Source organism: Rhodococcus artemisiae (genome assembly GCF_036327795.1).
Taxonomy (GTDB): Bacteria; Actinomycetota; Actinomycetes; order Mycobacteriales; family Mycobacteriaceae; genus Rhodococcus; species Rhodococcus artemisiae.
Map to the genome: position 1 here is coordinate 244,077 of NZ_JAUTXY010000004.1, position 21,934 is coordinate 266,010.

Here is a 21,934-nt window from a genome sequence, read left to right on the forward strand (position 1 = left end):
ATCAGCGGGAGGGGACGGGGAACTGGACAGAGCTCTTGTCCTGCAGGTGGGGCTCGATGAGTTCGGTGACGATGCGCTGGTGTTCGGGAGAGGCCATGTATGCGGTGAGGGCATCGTGGTCGGTGAAGACTGCGGAGACCGCGTAGTCGGCGTTTCCGGGACGAACCCCCAAATCAGTTCAGTGCCAGTATGATTCGATTCCGGTGACCGACGCTGACAGGGCGTCGAGGGACTCTCCGAGCGCTGTGACTTCCTCGGCGGACAGGTCTGGCGTGAAGGTGAAGGTGACGACATGGCCGATGGGCATGGCAGGCTCCTCAGTTGGTTCGCTGTGCAGGGGTGGACGCGGTGAGTGCAGTTCGTCGGTCGAGTTCGGAGGTTCCGCCATAGACGCCGTAGCGTTCGCGGGTCGGGAGGGGCATGCTCGGTGAAGGTGGGGTGTGTACGGGGTACGGCCTGGGAATTGACCACCAATTCCCAGGCCGCACCCACTTCGGCCCGTGCCTACGGGTGAAGAGGCGCTCCGGTCGCGGCACGGACCCGTTCTTGGCGGGATGGGTGCGCTATCACGCGCATCCCAACCGGTCTGCGGTCCCATCGACGGCGCGGAGTGAGTCACCCTGTTGTGGAGTGTGCTCCGGTCATCAGGGCCGCGAGGTCGTCGGGTTCGAGGAACGACGGCGGCGGCGGTGGACCCCAGGCGTACAGTCCTTGCAGGCCGTGTAGCACTTCCGGGCTCCAGAGTTCGTCTTCGGGGACGGTGTCCATGTCGGAGTAGTACTCGGAGAAGTTCCCCGCCGGGTCCTTGAGGTACCAGAAGAAATTCGCGCCGGCGTAGTGCCGGCCGAGTCCCCAGATGTGCCGTTCGGGATTGCCCTCGAGCATCGCGTGCGCGCCGCGTCCGACCTCGTCGATGTCGTCGACCTGCCAGCTGGTGTGGTGCATGAAGTTCACCGGTGCGGCCATGACGAGCACATTGTGATGCTCGACCGAGCAGCGTAGAAACGCTGCTTTGTCGCCCATGTAATCGCTCACCTTGAAGCCCAGGCCGTCGGTGAAGAACTTCATCGTCGTCTCGAGGTCGGTGGATCCGATCACCGCGTGCCCGAGCTTGCGCGGGCGCACCGGTTCGGTGCGGGAGAGGAACGGTGCCCGCCCCCAGCGGTCGATCCGGCCCGGGCCGTTGTACGGCGTCGGCGATACCTCGGGTGCGATGACGATCCGGGGACGGACCACCACCCTGACGATCGTGCCGGTGATCGGTTCGACGGCACTGACGGAGGTGCCGTCCTCGTCGACCGGCGAGCCGAGCCCACGCAACCGCCTGGCGATCGCGGCGATATCGTCGGTGTCATCGGCGGCGACGGCCAGTTCGACCAGCCGCCGGGTGGGGGCATGCACGATCTCGAGTTGTTCGCCGCCGTTGCGGGTCGCGAACAGTCCGTGCCCGCGGTGTTCGAGACCGAAATCGTTGTAATAGGCGATGGTGTCGTCGACGTTGGGGACGCCGATGGTGACCTTACCCAGTCCGTGCAGAGCCATGGTCCTGGTTCCTTACCTATTTCGCGTCGGGGTCGGTGACGAAACGCTGGTGCAGCTGACCGATCCCGTCGATCCAGCTGTCGAGTTTCTCGCCGGCCTGCAGGAACCGCTGCGGCTCGCGGCCGACACCGACCCCGGCCGGGGTTCCGGTGAAAATGACATCGCCCGGGTAGAGAGTCACGTTGCGGGAGAGGGTGGCGATGAGTTCGGAGACGGGGAAGATCAGGTCCCGGGTGCGGCCTTTCTGGACTTCTTCGCCGTCGATGGTGCAGCCGAGTTCGAGGTCGTCGGGGTTGGTGAACTCGTCGGGGGTGACCAGCCAGGGGCCTTGCGGGGAGAATCCGGCGAAGGACTTGCCGAGGCCGAACTGCGGTGCCGGACCACGGGTCTGGGTGATCCGCTCAGAGATGTCCTGCCCGGCGGTGAGGCCGGCGACGTGTGCCCACGCGTCGGCGGCGTCGATGTTGCTGGTTTCGCGGCCGATGACGGCGACGAGTTCGACCTCCCAGTCGACGTTGCCGCCGGTGGGGATGACCACGTCGGTGTCGGGGCCGGTGAAGGACGAGGCGTACTTGGTGAACACCGGCGGTAGGTGGGTGGGGGAGTCGAAGCCGGATTCGGCGGCGTGGGCGTGGTAGTTCAAGCCCACGGCGAAGACCTGACGCGGTGCCGGCGACGGCGCGCCCAGCAGGGTGCGGTCGATCGCGAAGCTGTCGTCGGCCAGGGCAGTCAAATCCTGGTCGGCGACCCAGGCGGTGACGGCGTCCCATGCCTGGTAAACGGCGGGCAGGTCGGGTCCGAACCGGCCGCCGGAGGCGTGGGCGAGGTCGACGCCTCGCTCGGAACTCTCGTCTCCGATGACGAGTGCGGCACGGTTGTCGATATTGGCGATACGCATGAAAGCAGTTCTCCTGGAGTGGTGTTGGTCAGGCGGACGTAGACGCGGGGTGCGAGACCGTCGGGACGATGGTGACGCGGAGGCGGTCACGGTATTCGGCCAGCAGACCTGGCAACTGCCCACTGTCTGTGACGGCCGCGAAGATGTAATGGTCGGGGCGAATGAGGACGGCTTCGATCCCGTTCCCGTCGAACCAGTGGGACCACGTGCCGGTCACGTCGTGCAGATTCGGTGCGCCGTGGTCGCCAACGGTGACCAGGTGGACCACGGTGTCGACGAGAAGCGTCTGTAACCCGGGATCGGGCTGCGCGGCGGCGTCACTGCGCACCAGCAGAACGCCGCCGTAGCCGGTGGCCTCGTCCAGCAGCTGTTCGCGGCCATTCGCGCGCACCGGGAACTGCGGCGCGAGAGTGCCCCGCAGGGCGGCGACGTCGCCGCTCTGCGCGGTGACCCCCTTTCCGAGGACGGGAAGAGCGGTGACGGGCAGAACCTTCGCAGGGTCGGCGCCGCCCGCGATCATCCGGGTGTCGCGTTCGGCGGCTTTCTTCTCGTCGAGGACGCAGATGACCCGGCCGAGTTCGACCGACATCGTGATCGCATGCTGCAGGTGCTCCCTGCGCTCGGAGGTGTAGGAATCGAGCAAGGCGAGGTCGGATTCTCCGCGCAGGACCCGGTCGAGCTTCCACGACAGGTTCGCTGCATCCCGGATTCCCGAGCACATGCCCTGCCCGGCGAAGGGTGGCATCTGGTGCGCGGCGTCGCCGGCGAGGGCCAGACGCCCGGCGTTCCAGCGGTCCGCCCAGCGTGCGGCGAAGGTATAGACGGCGTGGCGTTCGAGTTCGCTGTTCTCGGGGGTGCGGTCCCAGGCAGCGAGCAACTCCCACGCCTTTTCCGGAGTGTTCAATTCATCCCGGGTCTCACCGGGCAGGCGCATGAACTCCCACCGGCGGCGTCCCGGTCCGCCGGATACCACGGTGGTCGGCCGGGTGGGATCGCACAGTTGCCAGTTCTGGGGCGCCCACGTGCGGTCGTCGAGCGGAATGGTGTCGACGATCAGCCAGTCGAAGAAGAAGCCCTGATCGTGCATGGTCGCGCCCATGCGTTCGCGGACGAAGCTGTTGGCGCCGTCGCAGCCGATCACGTACCGGGCCGACATCTGGCGCTGCTTGACGACGGTGCTGGTGAAGGTCACTTCGACGTTGTCGGCGCGCTCGTCGATACCGACGACCTCGGCGCCGCGGAGCAGGGTGACGTTCGGCATCTCCTCGACCGCCGCGTCGAGGACCTTCTCGAGTTGAGGTTGGGAGAAGAAGCTGGCCGTCGGCCACCCGCTCGGACCGGTTCCGGACCAGTCGATCTTCACCAACGATTCCCCGGCGGCGTTGCGCCACTCGTAGTAGTCGGGTACTGCCTCGGAGATTGCCTTGATCTCCTCGGTCAGGTTCATGGACTGGAAGACGCGGCCGATCTCGTCGTCGAAATGGACGGCCCGGGGCAGTGGGTACGGCTCGGGCCAGCGTTCGAGGATCGTCACGTCGTGGCCGCGTAGGCCGAGCATTCGTCCCAGCGCCAGACCTACGGGTCCGGCGCCGACGATCACAACGTCGTGGGTCTTGTCCTGCATGGTGGTTGCTCTTCCTCGGGTTCGAGTGCAATAGGAACGGCAATTCAGCCCTATTGAGCATGTTCAATAGATACAGAATGCTGTGACCCACCTCGCATGTCAAGCATTTCGACCGAATTGATCCCTATCAAGCATGCTCAATGGGCTAAAATGGGCATGCCTCGCTCGACGGCGCCGAGAATGACACCGGCAATATGGGGCTGGGCACGACGGAACGAGGACACGATGACCGATCTCGCGCAGCGGATGATGATGGACGCATCGCTGAGCCGCACCGAGCAGGCCGCGCTGGCTGTCGGCCAACTCGCAGAGCAGGCGCCGCCCGGCGCGCGTCTCGGTACCAAGAAGGAACTCCAGGAGCAATGCGGCGTCGCGAAGGGCACCTTCAACGAAGCTCTGCGCATACTGCAGTCGCGCGGGGTGATCACCGTCCGCTCGGGGCCGGGTGGGGGATTGTTCGCTGCTTCACCCACTCCCATTGCCCGCCTGGGGAATTCCATCCTCTCCCTCGATGCAGCGGAAGGTGATGTCGCGGACGCCGTCCGCATCCGCGACGCCCTGGATCCGTTGCTCGTCGAGGACGCGCTTCAGTACGGTTCCGCGGCGGATATCGCTCGGATGCGGGTGGCTCTTGCCGTGATGCAGGAAGCAGTAGACGCCGGAGATCCGACGGGTTTCGTGCGTGCCAACTGGGACTTACATGCTGCGATCGCACGGGTCAGTCCCAATGGAATCTTGAAGTCGATCTATGTGAGCCTGCTCGATCTGATCGAATCCCACACGGTCTCCGTGGAACCCGTCGGTGATCGGCCCTTGTCGGAGTACATCGCCGAACGTCAGCAACTCCACGTCGATCTCGTCGACGCGCTCGACGCCCGTGATCGCGACCGCGCACTTCAACTCATTCACGAGCACAACACCACTCAGGCTTCGGTGCACTGACTACTTCGCACGCCGACGGACGACGATAGGCCGTTTCACCGGGCTGACAGGGCCATGCCGACGCGGTAGTTTGGTGTAACTCCAATTTCTACTCACCGGTAGGGGTGCGACATGCCTGCTCCGAACGCTGCGACCTTCACGAGGCTCGCCGACCTCATCGCGATCGAGGACACCTCCTCGCGTCCCACGCGACCCGTCGTCGAGGCCTTCACCGGCAGCGAGATCGCGACAGTGCCCGTCGGCACGGCCGACGACGCGAAAGCCGCGATCGACCGCGCACGGAAGGCGCAGGTCGCGTGGGTGCAAACGCCGGTCCAGGAGCGCGCCGAGATCTTCCACCGCTATCGCGACCTGCTGATCTCGAAGCGCGAGTCGCTCATGGACATGGCGCAGGCCGAAACAGGCAAATCCCGGGCATCGGCGCAGGAAGAAGTGCTCGACATCGCGATGACCGCGCGCTACTACGCGCGCACAGCCGCGAAACTGCTGCGCCCACGCAGTGCCACGGGAATGCTCCCCGTCCTGACGAAGACCACGGTGCGGCACCATCCCAAGGGGGTTGTGGGGGTGATCGCGCCGTGGAATTACCCGATGACCCTCGCCGTCTCCGACGCGATCCCCGCGCTGCTCGCGGGCAACGCCGTGGTGCTCAAGCCCGACAGCCAGACCCCGTACTGCGCACTTGCGGTCGCCGACCTGCTCTACGAGGCGGGGCTGCCGCGCGACCTGTTCGCCGTCGTGCCGGGCCCCGGTTCGGTGGTGGGTACCGCACTCGTCGAGAACACCGACTATCTGATGTTCACGGGTTCCTCGCAGACCGGTCGTCTCCTCGCCGAGCAGGCCGGGCGACGTCTCATCGGCTTCTCCGCCGAGCTCGGCGGCAAGAACCCCATGATCGTCACCGAGGGCGCCGACCTGCGCGAGGTGACCGAAGCCGCGATGCGCGCGTGCTTCTCGAACTCCGGTCAGCTGTGCATCTCGATCGAGCGGATCTACGTCGAGAAGTCGATCGCGCCCGAGTTCCTGCGGATGTTCGGTGATCGGGTGCGTAAGGTCGCGCTCGGTGCGAGCTACGACTTCGGCACCGAGATGGGATCACTCATCAACGAGGATCAGGTCAAGACCGTGTCGGGGCACGTGGACGACGCCGTCGCGAAGGGCGCGACCGTCGTCGCCGGCGGTAGGCCGCGCCCGGACCTGGGGCCGCTGTTCTACGAACCGACCGTCCTGACCGACGTTCCCGAAGACGCCGAGTGCTACGCCGATGAGACGTTCGGGCCGCTCGTGTCGGTGTATCCGGTGGACGATGTCGAGGATGCGATCCGTCGTGCCAACGACACCGAGTACGGCCTCAATGCGTCGGTGTGGGCGCGCACCAAGGCCGAGGGCGAGGCGATCGCAGCGCGTATCCACGCGGGCACCGTCAACGTCGACGAAGGGTACGCGCCGGCCTGGGGTAGTACCGACGCCCCGATGGGCGGCATGGGCATCTCCGGTGTGGGCCGGCGACACGGTCCCGACGGTCTGCTCAAGTACACAGAGGCGCAGACCATCGCAACGACGCGCTTGCTCAACCTGGACGGTCCACGGGGATTGCCGAAGAAGGCGTGGGCGAAAGTGCTGGCGCCGTTCGTCGCCGCGATGAAGTGGTTGCCCGGACGCTGAGCGTGCAGGGGTGTCAGACGCTGAGCGTGCAGGGGTGTCAGACGCTGAGCGTCAGGGTTTCGAGACTGTTGCTTTCCGCTCGATCGTCGTCGCGAGCGGTTTCTCGATCACGAAGAACAGGCACACCGCTGCGATGAGCGCGAGCGGAGCGATCGCGAGGTAGATCGGGGTGAGAGCCTCGTTGTACGACTCGATGACCGCCAGGTGCAGCGATTCGGGCAGACCTTGCACGATGGCGGGGGTGAGTGAGTCGGCGTGGATCCCGGCATCTGCTGCGTCGGGAATTCGCTCGGTGATCAGCGTGGCCACCCGGGTCGTGAACACGCTGCCGACGACGCCGACGCCGAGTGTCGCGCCGACCTGCCGGAAGTAGTTGTTGCTCGCCGTGGCGGTGCCGACCTCCTCGATGGGGAAGGAGTTCTGCACGACGAGGACCAGCAGCTGCATCGAGGTTCCCAGCCCCAGACCGAGGAGACCCACGAAACAGCCGAGCAGCCACAGCGGGCTGTCGACGGTGAGCGTCGACAGCGCGGCCATGGCCGCCGCAACGAGAACAGCGCCGAAGATCGGCCAGTTCTTGTAGCGGCCGGTGCGGGTCACGTATCGGCCGATGAGCGTGGAGGTGACGAACAGCGTGCCCATCATCGGAAGCATCATCAGTCCTGCGGCGGTGGCTCCCATTCCGGCAACCATCTGCAGATAGGTCGGCATGTAGGACGCCACACCGAACAGCGAGACGCTGATGAGGAGCCCGGCCAGGGTGCACATGTTGAAGTTGCGGTCACGGAACAGATGCAGCGGGATGACGGGCTCCGCAGTCCGGGATTCGATGACCAGGAACAGTACCGCCGCCACGACGGTCGCAGCGATCATCGTGAGAATGGTCGGTGACGACCACGCGAACTGCGCGCCACCCAAGGTGGCGACCAACACGAGAAGCGTTGTCGCGACCGACAGGACGGCCATTCCGGCGACGTCGATCCGGGGGCGTGTCCGCCGTCGCTCGGGCAGGCGCAGGAAGAAGGCTGCGGCCAGGAGCGCGAGTAGACCGACGGGGATGTTGATCCAGAACACCCAGCGCCATCCGGGGCCTTCGGTGAAGAACCCGCCCAGCAGTGGACCGCTCACCGACGACAGCGCGAAGACACTGCTCATGATGCCCATGTACTTGCCGCGTTCACGGGCGGGAATGACGTCGGCGATCGTCGCCTGGGAGAGGATCATCAACCCGCCGCCGCCGAGCCCTTGGATGGCTCGGCCGGCGATGAGCCAGATGATGTCCGGGGCGATGGCGCTGACCACCGAACCGATCACGAAGACCGAGATGGCAAACATCAGAATCGGTTTGCGTCCGAGCAGATCTCCGAGTTTGCCGTAGATCGGCATCATGATCGTCGACGCGAGGATGTAGGCGGTGATCACCCACAGCATCAGGTCGGCGCCGTGCAGTTCGCCCACGATGGTGGGAAGCGCGGGGTTGAGGACGGTCTGACTCAGTGATGCCGAGAGCATCGCCAGCAGCAGCCCTGCGAAGATGAAGCCGATCCGGATGGGGGGCGCCGACGATTCCTGTTCGGTCTTCGTGGATTCCGCAGTCATGGTCGCGTGACGCTTCTGAACTGTGCGCATTTGCGATGCAGGATCGCATCGGCATCGGTTCCCTCGAGGTCCGGGCGCGTGAGGATCGGGTGCATCGCGGCCCTCATCACGGCGCCGGCGACGGTGACGACCATCTGCGCTGCCTCTTCGGGGGATTCGTCAGGGTGGGCCGACGTCCAACCATCCGAAGCGACGAGTCGTTCGGTGACGAACTCGGCGACGAGTGCCTGCACGTCGTCGATGTACCGGAAGCGCCGGCGGGCGAGTTCGGGGTGACGCTCCATCAGATCGGCGTATTCGGTCTGCGTGATCTGCTTGTGGTTGGTGGTGCGGAAGACGGTGAGGAGAAGGAACGCGACCTTCTCGACGAGGTCGTCGCCGGGTTCGATGAGGAACTCGTCGACGACGGTGTCGCTGATGACGGCCGCGCGCAAGCCGAGCACTGCGTCTTCCTTCGACTTGAAGTAGTTGAAGAACGTACGCGGCGAGACGTAGGCGGCGTCGGCGATCGATTCGATGGTGATGTCCGACAGGTGGTCGTGCGTCGCGGCTGCGTTCGCGGCGGCGAGGTGGATTGCCGTCCACGTGCGGGCGCGCTTGCGCTCGCGATGCGATACCTGGTCGGTTGCAGTCATGAATATTTACATTATGGCAACTACCGGCGGATGCAAATCGGATTCTCGAATCTCGGAAAGTGGATCTGCGGAGAGGCGCTCTCGGTCGGGCGTCTCGATGCCCAGTAGTCTACGGTCCCTATATGCGACCCTCGGCTCAAAGTCAATGGTTGACGGGATCCAGTGTTCGAGGTTACATCTTAGCGGTAAGTCTTTAAGGGCTTAAGTAATGGCCTCCGACACCGAGGATCCCGATGACACCGGTATCGACCACCATGTCCACTAGCGCCGAGATGATCAGCGCCCGCCTCGAGCGGTTGCCGATGAGCCGATGGCACATCAAGGCACGCGTCATCGTCGGCGCCGTCACCTTCTTCGACGGCTTCGACCAACTGATGATCGCCTATTCGTTACCCGTCCTGATCCCGAAGTGGAACCTGACCCCGGCAGGCGTCGCGTGGGTGATCGCCATCGGCGGCATCGGCATGCTGGTCGGTGCGCTCGGCGGGGGCTGGCTCGCAGACCGAATGGGTCGTCTCAACGTCATCATCGTCTCGCTTGCGCTGTACGCCGTGATGAGCCTCGGCATGGCGTTCACCGATTCGCTGATGCTGTTCCTGGCGTTCCGATTCATCCAAGGGATCGGGCTCGGAGCCGAGGTGCCCGTCGCGGCGACCTACATCGGTGAGATCACCAAGGCGCACAAACGAGGTCGCTTCGTCCTGCTGTACGAGGTCATCTTCCCCGTCGGGCTCGTCATGTCCGCGATCGTCTCGGCCTGGGTGGTGCCCCGCTTCGGCTACGAGATCCTCTTCGCGCTCGGTGCTATTCCGATCGTTCTGCTGCCCGCCTTGTTCAAGCTCCCTGAATCGCCACGCTGGCTCGCGTCCAGAGGGAAGTACGACGAGGCCGATGCCGCCATGCGACGGATCGAAACCGAGATCACCGAGCGCTCCGGGAAGACTCTGCCCGAACCCGAGCCTCTCGCGACCGCCGTCGTCGACACGTCTCGTGGTCGATTCCGTGAGGCATTCCAGGGCATCTATCTGCGCCGGACGCTCATGCTCGCTGCGATCTGGGGCTGCGCCTACTTCGTCAACTACGGCATCGCGTCGTGGCTGCCGACGCTCTACCGCTCTGTGTTCGAGGTCAGTGTCGACACGGCCCTTCACTACAGCATCTTCACGACGGTGGCCGGGCTCATCGGTTGTCTCGTGGTGGCGTTCTTGATCGACAACCTCGGTCGACGCATCTGCATCACGGCCTCGATGGTGCTGTGCTCGACGCTGTTGTTCCTGCTCGCTGCCACCGGAACCGGTTCTGCCATGGCAGTGCTGGCCTGGTCGGCCGGTGCGGCACTGTTCGTCTTCGCCGTCAATATGGCCCTGTACGTCTACACCGCGGAGCTCTACCCGACCCGGATGCGGGCGATCGGCTGCGCAATCGGTGGAGCCAGCGGCCGGCTCGGCATCATCGTCGGCCCCCTGGTCGTCGGTGGAATTCTCGGAGCCGGCGGCACCCTGGCGCTCGTGTTCGGAATGTTCGGTGTCGTCGCGCTGATCGGCGCCGTCGTCGTCGGATTCTTCGCGATCGAGACTCGCGAAAAGACTCTCGAGGAGATCTCCCAGTGACCACCGCACTACGTACCGGCGCCGCACTCGACTTCGTGCCCGTCGCCGACGAGATCCTGGTGGGCGGCACCTGGCGCCGCGCCACCGGCCCCGCCTTCGCGGTCACGGATCCCGCCGACGGGGAAACCCTGCAGATCGTCCACCAGGCCACCGCCGAGGACGTCGACGAGGCCGTCGCCGCGGGCCGCGTCGCCGCAGCCGACCCGGCCTGGCGCGGGATGCTCCCACACGAACGCGCCCGGTACCTGCACCGCATCGCGGACGAGATCGAGCGGGAAGCATCGCGGCTTGCGCTGCTCCAGAGCTACAACACCGGCAAGATCCTCGCCGAGACGACCGCGCTGGTCGGCAGTGCCGCCGCAACCTTCCGGTACTTCGCGGCGGTCCTCGAAACCTCCGACGACGACCTGACGACGCAGCGCGGCAACTACCTCACGATGAGCATTCACGAGCCGATCGGTGTGATCGGTGCGATCGCCCCGTGGAACTCGCCGATCGCCAGCGACGCGCAGAAGATCGCGCCCGCGCTGGCCGCCGGGAACGCCGTTGTGCTCAAGCCCGCAGAATGGACGCCGTTGGTTTCGATGGCGCTCGCCCGCGCGATCCACGACACGGGGTTGCCGCCGGGGCTGCTGTCGGTGCTCCCGGGCAAGGGCTCGATCGTCGGCGACGCCATCGTGCAGCATCCGCATGTCGGCAAGGTGACCTTCACGGGCGGTACCCGCACCGGGCGTGCCGTCGCGCATGCCGGGGCCGAGAAGTTGATGCCGGTGTCGCTGGAACTCGGCGGCAAGTCGCCCACCATCGTGCTCGACGACGCCGATATCGAAGCCGCGGTGGCCGGTGTGATGTACGGGATCTTCTCGTCGACCGGTCAGAGCTGTATCGCCGGGTCGAGGTTGTTCGTCGACCGGTCGCTGTACGAGCCGTTCATGGAGCGGCTGGTCGAGCGGACCCGCACGCTCAGAATCGGTAACGGGCGCGACCCGCACACCCAGGTGGGGCCGCTGGTACATCACACGCATCGCGCTTCCGTCTCCCGCTATGTCGACCTCGCTCGTCGCGAGGGTGGTCGCGTGCTGTGCGGCGGCTCTGCCCCCGACGACCCGGAGCTGGCAGCGGGCGCGTACTATCTGCCGACCGTCATCGACGGCCTGAGCAACGACTCCGCGGTATGTCAGGATGAGATCTTCGGCCCCGTCCTCATTGCGCTGCCGTTCGATGGTGAATCGGATCTTCTTGCCCAGGCCAATGATTCGGTGTTCGGATTGGCTTCGGGTATCTGGACTCGTGATTACCGTCGGGCATGGAGGCTGGCGCGACAGCTCGAGGCGGGCACCGTGTGGGTCAATACGTACAAGCGGTTCAGCATCTCGACCCCGTTCGGGGGTATCAAGGAGAGCGGTCTCGGTACCGAGAAGGGGCGCGCCGGCATCGCTGCGTATTCGCGGCAGAAGAGCGTCTACCTCGGGCTGGACGACGAGCCTGATCGCTGGGCCGACTGACGCCGACGTATGGCCGAATGTCACCTTCGGCCACATGGATCGACCGAAGGTGACATTCGGCAAAATGGGGGCTGTACAAGTAAATATCTTAGCGCTAAGATAATATCCATCGCTCCATCGGAGGAATTCTCATGAATCAACCTATCGCCCGGCTGCGGCGCCTGCGCTCGGTCGAACTGCGCACCCATGCCGCCGCCGACTCCGCCGAGTTCTACTCCGAGGTCTGGGGTCTGAGTGTCGTCGAATCGGGCCGGGAAGGCGCCTGGCTGCGCGGAACCGGCGACCAGCACCACGCCCTCCAGCTCACCCAGGCGGACCGAAACGGACTCGGGCGCATCAGCTTCGCGGTGTCTACGCCGGCCGAAGTCGACGAAGCGGCCCGACGTGTCGCGGAGCGCGGCATCCTCGTCGTGCAGGGACCCGGCCCGGTGGACGACGCCGGAGGTGGATACGGCCTGCGCATCGTCGACCCCGAGGGGCGCATCATCGAGCTCATCGCCGACACCCTCGCGGTTCCGGCTCTCGGCGGCGATGATGCCGTGCCGGTGGGCGTCACCCACGTCGTCCTCAACACCGTCGACATCGACGCCGCGGTGCAGTTCTACTGCGATGTCCTCGGAATGCGTGTCTCCGACTGGTCGGAACACCAGATGGCATTTCTGCGCTGCAATTCCGACCATCACAGCATCGCTTTCAACCAGGCGGAATGGGCGTCGGTCAATCACGTCGCCTACGAGATGCCGAGCGTCGACGATTTCATGCGCGGCATCGGCCGTCTTCGCCACCACGGACAGCTCCCACTGTGGGGTCCGGGCAAGCATGGCCCGGGCGACAACACCTTCTCGTACTTCGCCGATCCGGCCGGCCTCGTCTGTGAATACACCTCGGGTATTGCGCAGGTCGATGAAGACCGCTGGCTGTGCCGTGTGTGGCGTCGGGTGCCCGAACTCTCCGACCTGTGGGGAACTGCCGGTCCGCCGTCGCGCCAGGTGCGCGAGCACATGGCAGGTATCCCGGACCCGGGCGCGTTCGAACGCCACGATCTGGAACGAGCATCATGACGTACGCAATCGACTACGGGACCGGACCCGCCGTACTGATGCTGCACGGAATCGGCGGTAGCTCCGACAGTTTCGCGTCGCAGGTCGCCGGGCTCGGTGATTCGCTCCGGGTGATCGCTTGGGATGCACCGGGATACGCCCGAAGTGAGGACCCTTCCCGGGAGCTCGATCTCGACGACTACGCCGACGCTGCGGCCGAACTCATCCGTGACAAGTGCGCGGATGCGGGCGCACACGTACTCGGTATGTCGTGGGGCGGAGTGATCGCGACGCGATTGGCGCTGCGACATCCGGAACTCGTACGCAGCCTCGTTCTCGGAGCGTCGACCGTCGGGTCGGGCACCGACGCCGACAGCGCCGCAGCCATGCGATCGCGGATCGCCGATCTGGGTCGCAGCGGGCCCGGGGACTTCGCCGTCCGCCGCGCGCCGCGACTGTTGTCCCCGAACGCATCCGACGACCTCGTACAACGCGCGACCGGCATCATGTCCGACGCGGTTCGGTTGCCCGGATACGGCTACGCCGCCGAATCGATGGCTGCGACCGACCACACCGATGATCTGGAGAAGATCGACGTCCCGACCCTGGTCATCTGCGGTGATGCCGACACCGTGACGGGTACTCCGGCGAGCCAGGTGCTCGCCGGCGGAATCCCGGGCGCCGTCTACGTCACCCTTCGCGGCGCCGGGCACCTCGCCAACCAGGAGCAGCCCGACGCCTTCAACGCCTGGACCGAATCATTCGTGCAGATCACCGAACGACTGCGCATCCACAGCACCGTCCCTCACTGAATTGGAGACAGCTATGACACTCGACTACGAGACCGCAGACCTGAAGGAATTCACCGACTCGCTGATCCTCAGCCGCGGCACCCGTCATGAGGACTGGGACACGCTCGGATTCCAGGCCAAGGCCGGCGATCGCTTCAAGCGCGCACAGATCCGCTACGTCGGATCCGGTGCCACCGGTAACCACGAGAACGACAACCGCACCATCGCGTCGCAGGGGTTCACCTTCTCGAACATGCTCCTGCCGGCCGGTGCGGAAGGCCCCGAGCACACGCACCATGACGCCGAAGAGGCCTTCTTCGTGCTCGAGGGCGAGGTCGAGGTGGGCGTCCACCGCGACGGCGTCGTCGAGAAGCGCACCCTCGGCTACCGCGACATGATCGTCGTCCCGGCCGGGGTTCCCCGCAGCCTGAAGAACACCGGTACCACCGACGCGCTGTTCTGCGTGATCATCGGGACGCAGAAGCCGCAGGTGCCCACCTACCCGGAGACGTCCGCGGTCTTCGGCATCTCCCGGGACTGACGGTGGGTGCCCTGGACGATCGCGTCGTCGTCGTCACCGGTGCGGCACGCGGGCTCGGTCTCGCGATCGCCCGTCGACTCGGTGAGGACGGAGCGAGTATTGCGCTCTGCGACATCGATGTTCGCCGCGGCGAGGACAGCGCCGGGAAACTGCGCGCCGACGGCATCTCCGCCCGATTCGTGCGCGTCGATCTCTCCGATGCGGATTCGGTCGACGAGATGGCCGCATCCGTCACCGCGGACGGGCCGATCTACGGCCTGGTAAACAACGCAGCGCTCGCCGACGGTGTGGGTGGCAGGGCAGTGCACGAACTCGCGGTCGAGGAGTGGGATCGCGTGCTCGATGTGAACCTTCGCGGAACGTTCCTCGTCAGCCGTGCGCTGATCCCCTCGATCATCGGGCACAGCGAGAAGCGCGGGGGAGGGCGCGTACTCTCGGTCGGATCCGATGCTGCGCTGTACGGTTCGCCGAAGCTCACCCACTACATCGCGTCCAAGGGCGGCGTGTCGGCACTGACGCGCACCATGGCGCGCGACCTCGGTCCCTACGGGATCACCGTCAACACGGTGTCTCCCGGGCTGACGGAAAGTGAGTCAGCACAGCATGTTCCTGGCCACCGGCATGAACTGTACCGGCTCAACCGGGCGCTCACGCGGCCGCAGCAACCGGCGGACCTCGTCGGCGCCGTCTCCTTCCTGATGGGCGACGAGGCGTCGTATATCACCGGACAGGAACTCGTCGTCAACGGCGGATTCGTCCTGCACTAGCACCATAGGAGGACCGGGTCGTGGACCTGAACCTGAAGAATCGAACCTATCTGGTCACCGGCGGCAGTTCCGGTGTCGGCCTCGCGACCGTCGCAATGCTCCTCGAGGAAGGTGCGCAGGTCGTGACATGCGCCCGCGACGTCGATCGACTCGATACCGCACTGAGCGAACTGCCCGGGCGTGATCGTGTCCTGACCGCCGCGTGCGACGTGCGCGACCGTGATGCCGTGGCCGGGCTCGTCGAGATCGCTCAGAGCAGGTTCGGGGGCCTCGATGGGCTGGTCAACAACGCGGGAAGCTCGCGAATGAAGCCGCGCGCCGAGACCACGCTCGACGACTGGCGCGACGAGTTCGATCTGAAGTTCGGGGGCGTACTCAACACTGTCGAGACAGCATTGCCTGCGCTGCGCAAGTCCTCGGCGCCGTCGATCGTCAACATCTCGGCCGTCCTCGCGCGTCAGCCGGAGACACGACTGGTCACGACGAGTGCGGCCCGGGCGGGCCTGCTCAATCTGAGCAAGTCGCTGTCGCTGGAACTGGCCGCCGACGGCATCCGCGTGAATTCGGTGGCCCTCGGGCTCGTCGACACCGGTCAGTGGCGTCGGCGTTACGAGAATTCCGGATATGCAGGAAGTTTCGAGGAGTGGGAATCCGAGATCGCGGCCGATCGCGGTATCGCGCTCGGACGATTCGGCCATGCAGACGAGGTGGCCCACATGATCGTCACCCTGCTCTCACCTCGCTCGTCGTATGTAACGGGCACCAGCATCGATGTGTGCGGCGGTGTCGCACGCTATGTCTGAAAGGACTCCGAACATGTCCAGCGAAACCCGGGTCGGGAACGGCGGCGATCTTCTGGTGCAGGTGCTGCGTGAGGCGGGTGTCGACACCGTGTTCGGCATCGTCAGCGTGCACAACCAACCCCTCGTGGAGGCCGTCAGCAGGGAACTGCGGTTCGTGCCGGTACGGCACGAAGCGACCGCTGTGAACGCAGCCGACGGATACGCGAGGGCCACAGGCCGGCTCGGATGCGCACTCACGAGCACCGGCACCGGTGCGGGTAATGCGGCGGGCTCGCTGATCGAATCGCTGAGCGCCGGGACCTCTGTCCTGCACGTCACCGGGCAGGTCGAATCGCAGTATCTCGGTTCGGGGCGCGGATTCATCCACGAGACCAAGGACCAATGGGGGATGCTCGACGCGGTGTCGGCTCACGCCGAGACCGTGCGTGATGCGGACACCGCAGGAAAGGTGCTGCGGGAGGCCGTCGCCCGGGCCTCGGCCACACCCGGCGGTCCGGTGAGCGTCGAGTGGCCGATCGATCTGCAGTACGCGCAGTGTGCCCTCGAATCGGTCCCGGTTGTCGAACACCATGTTCCGCCGCTGGATGTGGCCCAGGTCGACGCGGCACTCGCGGCGATGGCCCGGGCCCGCCGGCCTGTGATCTGGGCGGGTGGTGGTGTGGCGCGCGCAGGGGGCGAGCTCACCGCGCTGGTCGAGACATGGGGTGTGCCACTGCTGACCAGCAATTCGGGCCGGGGTGCGGTGCCGGAGGATCATCCGTTGTGCATCGGGAACTACGCGTCGTCGCCGGTCGGACGCGCCCTGCTCGCCGACGCCGATCTCGTATTGTCGCTCGGGACGCACTTCCGCTCCAACGAGACCGGTGATTATTCGATTCCGATGCCGCGCACTCATATCCAGGTCGATCTGGATCCGGCTGCACCAGGCCGGGTGTTCCCGGTCGATCTACCCGTGGTCGGGGAGATCGGAGCCTTCCTCGACGCGGCATCGGCTGTCGCGGAACTCGGTGAATCGGTGGACGCTGCATGGACGGAGCGGGCTCGCGAGACCCGCGACCGGGTTCGCGCGACCCAACGTGCGGGACTCGGCGACCATGCCGTCCTGTGCGACGCGGTGCGCGCAGCGTTGCCGCGGGAAGCGGTGATCGCGCGCGACGTGACGATTGCATCGAGCTCGTGGGGAAACCGGCTGCTGCCGATGTTCGATCCACGCTCGAACATCTTCCCGCGCGGTGGTGGGATCGGGCAGGGGCTCGGCATGGCGATCGGTGCTGCGCTCGCGGACGAGACCCGGCCGACACTCGGCCTGGTGGGGGACGGTGGAGTGGCCGTGCACCTCGGCGAGATTCTCACGATGGCGCAGGAGAAGCCCTGGCTGGTGCTGGTCGTGTGTAACGACGGCGGCTACGGCGTCCTCCGCAACATGCAGTCCGGTGCAGGTCAGGATACCTACGCCGTCGATCTGACGACACCGGACTTCGCGCTTCTCGCGCGGGCAGTCGGTGTCGAGTACCGGCGGATCGGTGGAGCTTCCGAGGCGCACGCGGTGCTCGTGGACGCGGTGTCGTTGCGGGCGCCTGTCATCGTCGAGGTCGATCTCGCGTCGTACGGCGAGATGCCTACGCCGTTCACGCCGCCGGTGACTGTTCCGGTGTCGTAGACGACCTCGGAAAGAAAAATCCCCGCGACTGTGGCGCAGCTAACATCTTAGCGCTAAGATAATGAGCACTGAAGTAAAGCGTCTTCGAGGAGAATCATGACCGCAGACACCGTCGACCTCATGGTCCGTCAGATGAGGGTCGAGTCCGCAGGCGTCGTCTCGCTCCGGCTCGAGCATCCCGATGGCGCGGCAGTCGACCGCTGGACGCCGGGTGCCCACCTCGATCTCCACCTCGGAGGTGGGCTCGTCCGCCAGTACTCGTTGTGCGGCGACCCCGACGACAAGACCGGATACCGCGTGGCCGTCCTGCACGAGCGTGCCGGGCGTGGCGGGTCGCGTCGAGTGCACGAGGCCCTTCGCCCCGGCGACTCGGTCGCGGTGAGCGCTCCGCGCAACAACTTCGAACTGATCCCGTCGACGCGTTACGTGTTCATCGCCGGCGGCATCGGAATCACCCCGATCCTAGCGATGATCGGTGAGGCCGAACGCGCCGGTGCCACATGGGAACTCCACTACGGGGGGCGGGACCGCACGACGATGGCCTTCGTCGACGAGCTCGAACGCTACGGCGACCGCGTCCACATCGTCACCGAGAACGTCGACGGAATCCTCGATCTCGCGACCCTGCTCGGTGCCGCCGAGCCCGACACCCTCGTGTATGCGTGCGGCCCCGACGGATTGCTCACGGCGATCGAATCGTATTCCGAGGTCTGGCCGGAGGGTGCGATCCGCCTCGAGCGCTTCAAGGCGAAGGAACGTGTCGCGGATGACGGAGGGGACGCACCGTTCCGGGTCGTGTGCGAGCAGTCCGGTGTATCCGCGACCGTGTCGCCGGAGAAGACAATTCTCGAAACACTCGAGGAATCCGGCGTGAACGTTCCGAATTCGTGCCGCGAGGGCTTTTGCGGCACGTGCGAAACCCGTGTTCTCTGCGGCACTCCCGACCACCGCGACTCCCTGCTCACAGCCTCCGAGCAGGAGTCCGGCGCCACCATCATGCTCTGTGTCTCCCGCGCCCGCTCCGACGAGCTGGTGCTGGATCTGTAGAAAGGATTCGCGATGACTCGGTATCTCGAGATTCATCAGGCCCGGACGGCCGACCCCACCCCCTACGAGATCAAGCTGGCCAAGGCCATAGAGCAGGTCTTCGGTACGGGAGTTCACGATCTCGAAGGACTTGTCCAGGGCCTCAACGGTTCCGGGATTCATGCGCCCGACGGGCAAGAGTGGACACCCACCTCGTTCACCACCGAAATGCAACGGATCGGAGCGTAACCATGGTGAATCGACTTCGTACCGCGTCGATGACCGCCGACGAGATCTTCGCGACCGGCATGCGCGACCAGTGGCATGCGGTCTGCCCGTCCGACTTCGTCGAGCGCGGAGGCATCAAGAAGGTGCGTCGTCTCGGCGAGGACTGGGTGTTGTACCGAGGGTCCGACGGTGACGTGCGGATGCTCGCGGACCGGTGCCCACACCGCGGCGCTCCTCTGTCGCAAGGCGTGCACCTCGGCGACCGGATCGCGTGCAAGTACCACGGTGTCGAGGTCGACGGAACCGGTACCGTCGCGAAAGTCCCGGGGATGCCGGGCTGCAACCTCGAAGGGAAGCGACTGGTGACCTCGCTGCCCGTCCGCGAGGTCGGCGGCGCGATCCTCGCGTGGTTCGGAACCGACCCGGATGCCGAACCGGGCCCCCTCGAACTCCCGGATCCGCTCGTCGACGAGAACGTCTCCGCGTTCCTCTGCTATGCCGAGTGGGAAGCGCCGTGGCGATTCGCCCTCGAGAACCTCCTGGACCCGATGCACGGCGCATTTCTGCACCACGAATCGCACTCGATGTTCGGTGGTGAGACGACGGCACGCTTCCGGATCCGCGAAACCGACCGGGGATTCTTCTTCGAGAAGACCGACCAGCGCGGCGTCAACTTCGACTGGGTCGAGTACTGCCGGACCGGCGCCGACTGGGTCGACCTAGAGATTCCCTACCCGGCCACCGCCGGGCCCGGCGGTTCGTTCGGCATCGTCGGCATGGGCACCCCCATCGACGCCGAGACCACCGCGGTGTTCTTCTGGCGGTACCGGCGAGTGGAGGGCTGGGAACGCGACGTGTGGCGCTTCCTGTATCGCACCGTCCTCGAAGAGCGGCACTGGGAGGTCCTCGAACAGGATCGGGTCATGCTCGAGGCCATGGCACCCGACGCAGACCAGGCCGAGAACCTCTACCAGCACGATCTCGGTGTCATGCGGTTGCGTCGACTGTATCGGGGCCGTGCCGAAGAGTTGGCGAAGCAGATGGCCGGATAGCCGGCCCCTGCGGGAACTGCGGCACGAAAAGACAGAAACACACTTCGCGGAGGTGTGTTTCTGTCTTTTTCGAGGTATGGGCGCCGAGAGCCCCTACTCGCCCTGGTGCTGGGCGAGAGAATGTTCGAGTTTGCGCAACAGCTGCACCAGCTCGGCCTGGTCGTCCGCCGACATACCGGAGAGCATGCGGGTCTCGTTCTCGAAATGAGCGACCGCCACCTCGTCGATGAGCTTCTTGCCGGCATCGGTGAGCTCGGCGTGCACGATGCGCCGGTCGTCGACGTCGCGTTCACGTCTCACCAATCCTGCCTTCTCGAGACGATCGATGCGGAGGGTGACGCCGCCGGTGGTCACCAGGGAACTCTCGGCGAGTTGCCCGGGCGTCATCCGGTAGGGCGTGCCCGATCGGCGCAGCGCGGCAAGGACGTCGAACGAGGCCATGTTCAGGTCGTACTCGTCGAAGATCCGCCCGATGGTGCTCTGATAGCGCAGGTAGGTGCGGTGGAGGCGGCCGAGTACCTCGAGAGGTGTGACGTCCAGGCCGGGCCATTCGCGAGTCCACTGACTCACGATGTCGTCGACGGCGTCATGGTCGGGAACGTTGTCGCGCCCCACGCGGGCCTCCTCGTGTCTTCGGCTTGCCGCTCGATTGTTGAGCGCCAAAGCATTGTTCACGATACGGCCTGCGCGGGGCGCGTGGGGATGTCAGGGATCAGCGTGGTGCTGTGGCAGTGGCGACTGCGTCGATCTCGACGGTCGCGCCGTACGGAAGCGCACTCACCTCGACGAAGGTCCGGGCCGGGCGCGGTTCGGCGAAGAGTCGCTCGAACTGGCGGTTGGCTTCCTCTCTCAGCGACAGGTCGGTGACGAAGTAAGTGAGTTTGACGACGTCGGAGAGCTTTCCTCCGACGACGGCGAGTCGGTCGGTCATGCGGTCGATCGCGGCGTCGAGAGCTTCGGTGCGGCCCTCGACGGCGATGCCCTCGGGATCGATGGACAGCGCGCCGGATACGAAGACGAGACCTCCTGCGACGTACGCCGGGCTGTACGGATGATGGGTGCTGACGGAGGTGAGTGACATCGGTGATCGCTCCTGAGGTCGGGTCGCGGTTCTCCAACTATCTTAGCGCTAAAATATCATCTGGGAAGAGGGCTTTTCATACCGATACGGACACGTCCGCCGCGTCGTCGTAGAAACATACGTGCCCCGCGATCGGTTCCATACCGGCGAGAGGCTCCTCGTACGACCACGCGACGTTCTCGGCCGGTAGCTGTCCCGAGGACGGCTGCCCCGTGAACGACCAGTACCGGGCGGTGCCCTTGTACGGGCATCCCGTGCGCAGCGCCGATTCCTCGAGCCGGGAGAAATCCACATCGGCGGGGGGAACGTAGTAACGCGTCGGCAGGCCTGTCTCGAAGACCAGCACCGGTGTGCGGGTTTCCGCGACGACCGTGTCGCCCACCGTGACGAGGACGTGGCGGGAACTGGGCAGCGCGTCCACACGATGGTGCGGGTCGCGCGGATGGGTGAATACCTCGGCCTCCTCCTCGAACCAGTGCTCGTCCTCATCGACGTAGACCGTGTCGCCCGGCTCGGGTTCGCCCTGCCGGAACCATGCGAAGGCCAACCGGTCGTCGAGACCGTCGATGTCCAACTGGAACACCGGCGAATACGCGCGCTGGTCGTCGACCACGATGTCGTACCACTGCCACACGTCGGGACGGCTGCGGCTCGGTGACAGTGACGCCGACAACAGATCGAAACGCACGTCGTCGCGCGGGAACGCATAGAACGGCACGGGTTTGCCCGGCGCCCACACCAGCACCGCGCGGGTGCTGTCCACGACCGTCCGCCCGAACCACTTCCCCCGGATCCTGCGCTCGCAGGGTTCGTACAGGTAGTTGTCGGATTCGAGGGTGGGCCGGGGCGCGGCGATCTTGCGGGCAGACATACATCGACCGTATCGCGCATGAACACGACGCGGCCGTATCCTGCGACGTCCTGG

Annotated in this window: 23 protein-coding genes; 13 read left to right on the top strand and 10 right to left on the bottom strand. The window is 65.7% G+C overall.

Features of this window, described 5'->3' with window-relative positions:
* Position 1: 1 nt before the first annotated feature.
* The 5 genes from Q7514_RS11170 to mhpA all read right to left on the bottom strand — a co-directional run bounded on the left by Q7514_RS11170 (position 2) and on the right by mhpA (position 4,064).
* On the bottom strand, positions 2–172 hold the full coding sequence (locus Q7514_RS11170) for a Dabb family protein (protein ID WP_330133317.1): 171 nt from the start codon (positions 170–172) through the stop codon (positions 2–4).
* Positions 173–178: 6 nt separating this feature from the next.
* The gene (locus Q7514_RS11175; RefSeq protein ID WP_330133318.1) at positions 179–307 is read right to left on the bottom strand and encodes an antibiotic biosynthesis monooxygenase family protein; all 129 of its coding nucleotides are present in this window, start codon (positions 305–307) and stop codon (positions 179–181) included.
* A gap of 308 nt (positions 308–615) precedes the next feature.
* Positions 616–1,542, bottom strand: coding sequence for a VOC family protein (locus Q7514_RS11180; protein WP_330133319.1), 927 nt, complete (start codon positions 1,540–1,542; stop codon positions 616–618).
* 16 nt (positions 1,543–1,558) lie between these two features.
* Positions 1,559–2,440 (bottom strand): fumarylacetoacetate hydrolase family protein, encoded by an 882-nt coding sequence (locus tag Q7514_RS11185; protein WP_330133320.1) that lies wholly within the window; start codon positions 2,438–2,440, stop codon positions 1,559–1,561.
* A gap of 28 nt (positions 2,441–2,468) precedes the next feature.
* Positions 2,469–4,064, bottom strand: a complete 1,596-nt coding sequence (mhpA, locus tag Q7514_RS11190; protein ID WP_330133321.1) for a bifunctional 3-(3-hydroxy-phenyl)propionate/3-hydroxycinnamic acid hydroxylase MhpA — start codon at positions 4,062–4,064, stop codon at positions 2,469–2,471.
* 225 nt (positions 4,065–4,289) lie between these two features.
* Here mhpA and Q7514_RS11195 point away from each other — a divergent pair, with 225 nt between their 5' ends.
* Together Q7514_RS11195 and Q7514_RS11200 are read left to right on the top strand one after the other, a co-directional pair.
* Complete coding sequence (locus Q7514_RS11195) at positions 4,290–5,006, top strand: FadR/GntR family transcriptional regulator (RefSeq protein ID WP_330133322.1); 717 nt, start codon at positions 4,290–4,292, stop codon at positions 5,004–5,006.
* 111 nt (positions 5,007–5,117) lie between these two features.
* Positions 5,118–6,671 (top strand): succinic semialdehyde dehydrogenase, encoded by a 1,554-nt coding sequence (locus tag Q7514_RS11200; RefSeq protein ID WP_330133323.1) that lies wholly within the window; start codon positions 5,118–5,120, stop codon positions 6,669–6,671.
* Positions 6,672–6,722: 51 nt separating this feature from the next.
* On the opposite strand, the gene Q7514_RS11205 is transcribed toward Q7514_RS11200, so the two are convergent.
* Together Q7514_RS11205 and Q7514_RS11210 are read right to left on the bottom strand one after the other, a co-directional pair.
* Positions 6,723–8,270, bottom strand: coding sequence for an MDR family MFS transporter (locus tag Q7514_RS11205; protein ID WP_330133324.1), 1,548 nt, complete (start codon positions 8,268–8,270; stop codon positions 6,723–6,725).
* Positions 8,267–8,905: a TetR/AcrR family transcriptional regulator gene (locus tag Q7514_RS11210; RefSeq protein WP_330133325.1), complete on the bottom strand. Its 639-nt coding sequence runs from the start codon at positions 8,903–8,905 to the stop codon at positions 8,267–8,269. Before Q7514_RS11210 ends, Q7514_RS11205 begins: the two co-directional genes overlap by 4 nt.
* A 233-nt stretch (positions 8,906–9,138) precedes the next feature.
* On the opposite strand from Q7514_RS11210, the gene Q7514_RS11215 reads away from it, so the two are divergent.
* From Q7514_RS11215 to Q7514_RS11265, 11 genes are all read left to right on the top strand, one after another.
* A complete protein-coding gene (locus Q7514_RS11215) occupies positions 9,139–10,515 on the top strand; it encodes an MFS transporter (RefSeq protein ID WP_330133326.1) in 1,377 nt (458 codons plus the stop codon).
* Positions 10,512–12,020 (top strand): aldehyde dehydrogenase, encoded by a 1,509-nt coding sequence (locus tag Q7514_RS11220; protein ID WP_330133327.1) that lies wholly within the window; start codon positions 10,512–10,514, stop codon positions 12,018–12,020. The genes Q7514_RS11215 and Q7514_RS11220 overlap by 4 nt, the downstream gene beginning before the upstream one ends.
* Positions 12,021–12,151: 131 nt before the next feature.
* A complete protein-coding gene (locus tag Q7514_RS11225) occupies positions 12,152–13,081 on the top strand; it encodes a VOC family protein (RefSeq protein WP_330133328.1) in 930 nt (309 codons plus the stop codon).
* Positions 13,078–13,872, top strand: a complete 795-nt coding sequence (locus Q7514_RS11230) for an alpha/beta fold hydrolase (RefSeq protein WP_330133329.1) — start codon at positions 13,078–13,080, stop codon at positions 13,870–13,872. The genes Q7514_RS11225 and Q7514_RS11230 overlap by 4 nt, the downstream gene beginning before the upstream one ends.
* Before the next feature lie 13 nt (positions 13,873–13,885).
* Positions 13,886–14,392 (top strand): cupin domain-containing protein, encoded by a 507-nt coding sequence (locus Q7514_RS11235; protein ID WP_054719833.1) that lies wholly within the window; start codon positions 13,886–13,888, stop codon positions 14,390–14,392.
* A gap of 2 nt (positions 14,393–14,394) precedes the next feature.
* The gene (locus tag Q7514_RS11240; RefSeq protein WP_330133330.1) at positions 14,395–15,159 is read left to right on the top strand and encodes a 3-oxoacyl-ACP reductase family protein; all 765 of its coding nucleotides are present in this window, start codon (positions 14,395–14,397) and stop codon (positions 15,157–15,159) included.
* Positions 15,160–15,179: 20 nt separating this feature from the next.
* The gene (locus tag Q7514_RS11245; RefSeq protein WP_330133331.1) at positions 15,180–15,962 is read left to right on the top strand and encodes an SDR family oxidoreductase; all 783 of its coding nucleotides are present in this window, start codon (positions 15,180–15,182) and stop codon (positions 15,960–15,962) included.
* Positions 15,955–17,622, top strand: coding sequence for a thiamine pyrophosphate-binding protein (locus tag Q7514_RS11250; protein ID WP_330133332.1), 1,668 nt, complete (start codon positions 15,955–15,957; stop codon positions 17,620–17,622). Before Q7514_RS11245 ends, Q7514_RS11250 begins: the two co-directional genes overlap by 8 nt.
* 96 nt (positions 17,623–17,718) lie before the next feature.
* Complete coding sequence (locus tag Q7514_RS11255) at positions 17,719–18,669, top strand: PDR/VanB family oxidoreductase (RefSeq protein ID WP_330133333.1); 951 nt, start codon at positions 17,719–17,721, stop codon at positions 18,667–18,669.
* Between the two features lie 12 nt (positions 18,670–18,681).
* Positions 18,682–18,897, top strand: coding sequence for a recombinase-like helix-turn-helix domain-containing protein (locus Q7514_RS11260; protein ID WP_330133334.1), 216 nt, complete (start codon positions 18,682–18,684; stop codon positions 18,895–18,897).
* 2 nt (positions 18,898–18,899) lie between these two features.
* Positions 18,900–19,928: an aromatic ring-hydroxylating dioxygenase subunit alpha gene (locus tag Q7514_RS11265; protein WP_330133335.1), complete on the top strand. Its 1,029-nt coding sequence runs from the start codon at positions 18,900–18,902 to the stop codon at positions 19,926–19,928.
* Positions 19,929–20,021: 93 nt separating this feature from the next.
* Here Q7514_RS11265 and Q7514_RS11270 read toward each other — a convergent pair whose 3' ends face one another.
* The 3 genes from Q7514_RS11270 to Q7514_RS11280 form a co-directional block, all read right to left on the bottom strand.
* Positions 20,022–20,543, bottom strand: coding sequence for a MarR family winged helix-turn-helix transcriptional regulator (locus Q7514_RS11270; RefSeq protein WP_330133336.1), 522 nt, complete (start codon positions 20,541–20,543; stop codon positions 20,022–20,024).
* A gap of 97 nt (positions 20,544–20,640) precedes the next feature.
* Positions 20,641–21,009, bottom strand: coding sequence for a RidA family protein (locus tag Q7514_RS11275; protein WP_330133337.1), 369 nt, complete (start codon positions 21,007–21,009; stop codon positions 20,641–20,643).
* Positions 21,010–21,085: 76 nt separating this feature from the next.
* Entirely contained in the window at positions 21,086–21,880 is a 795-nt protein-coding gene (locus Q7514_RS11280; protein ID WP_330133338.1) for a DUF427 domain-containing protein, read from the bottom strand.
* Positions 21,881–21,934 lie beyond the last annotated feature (54 nt).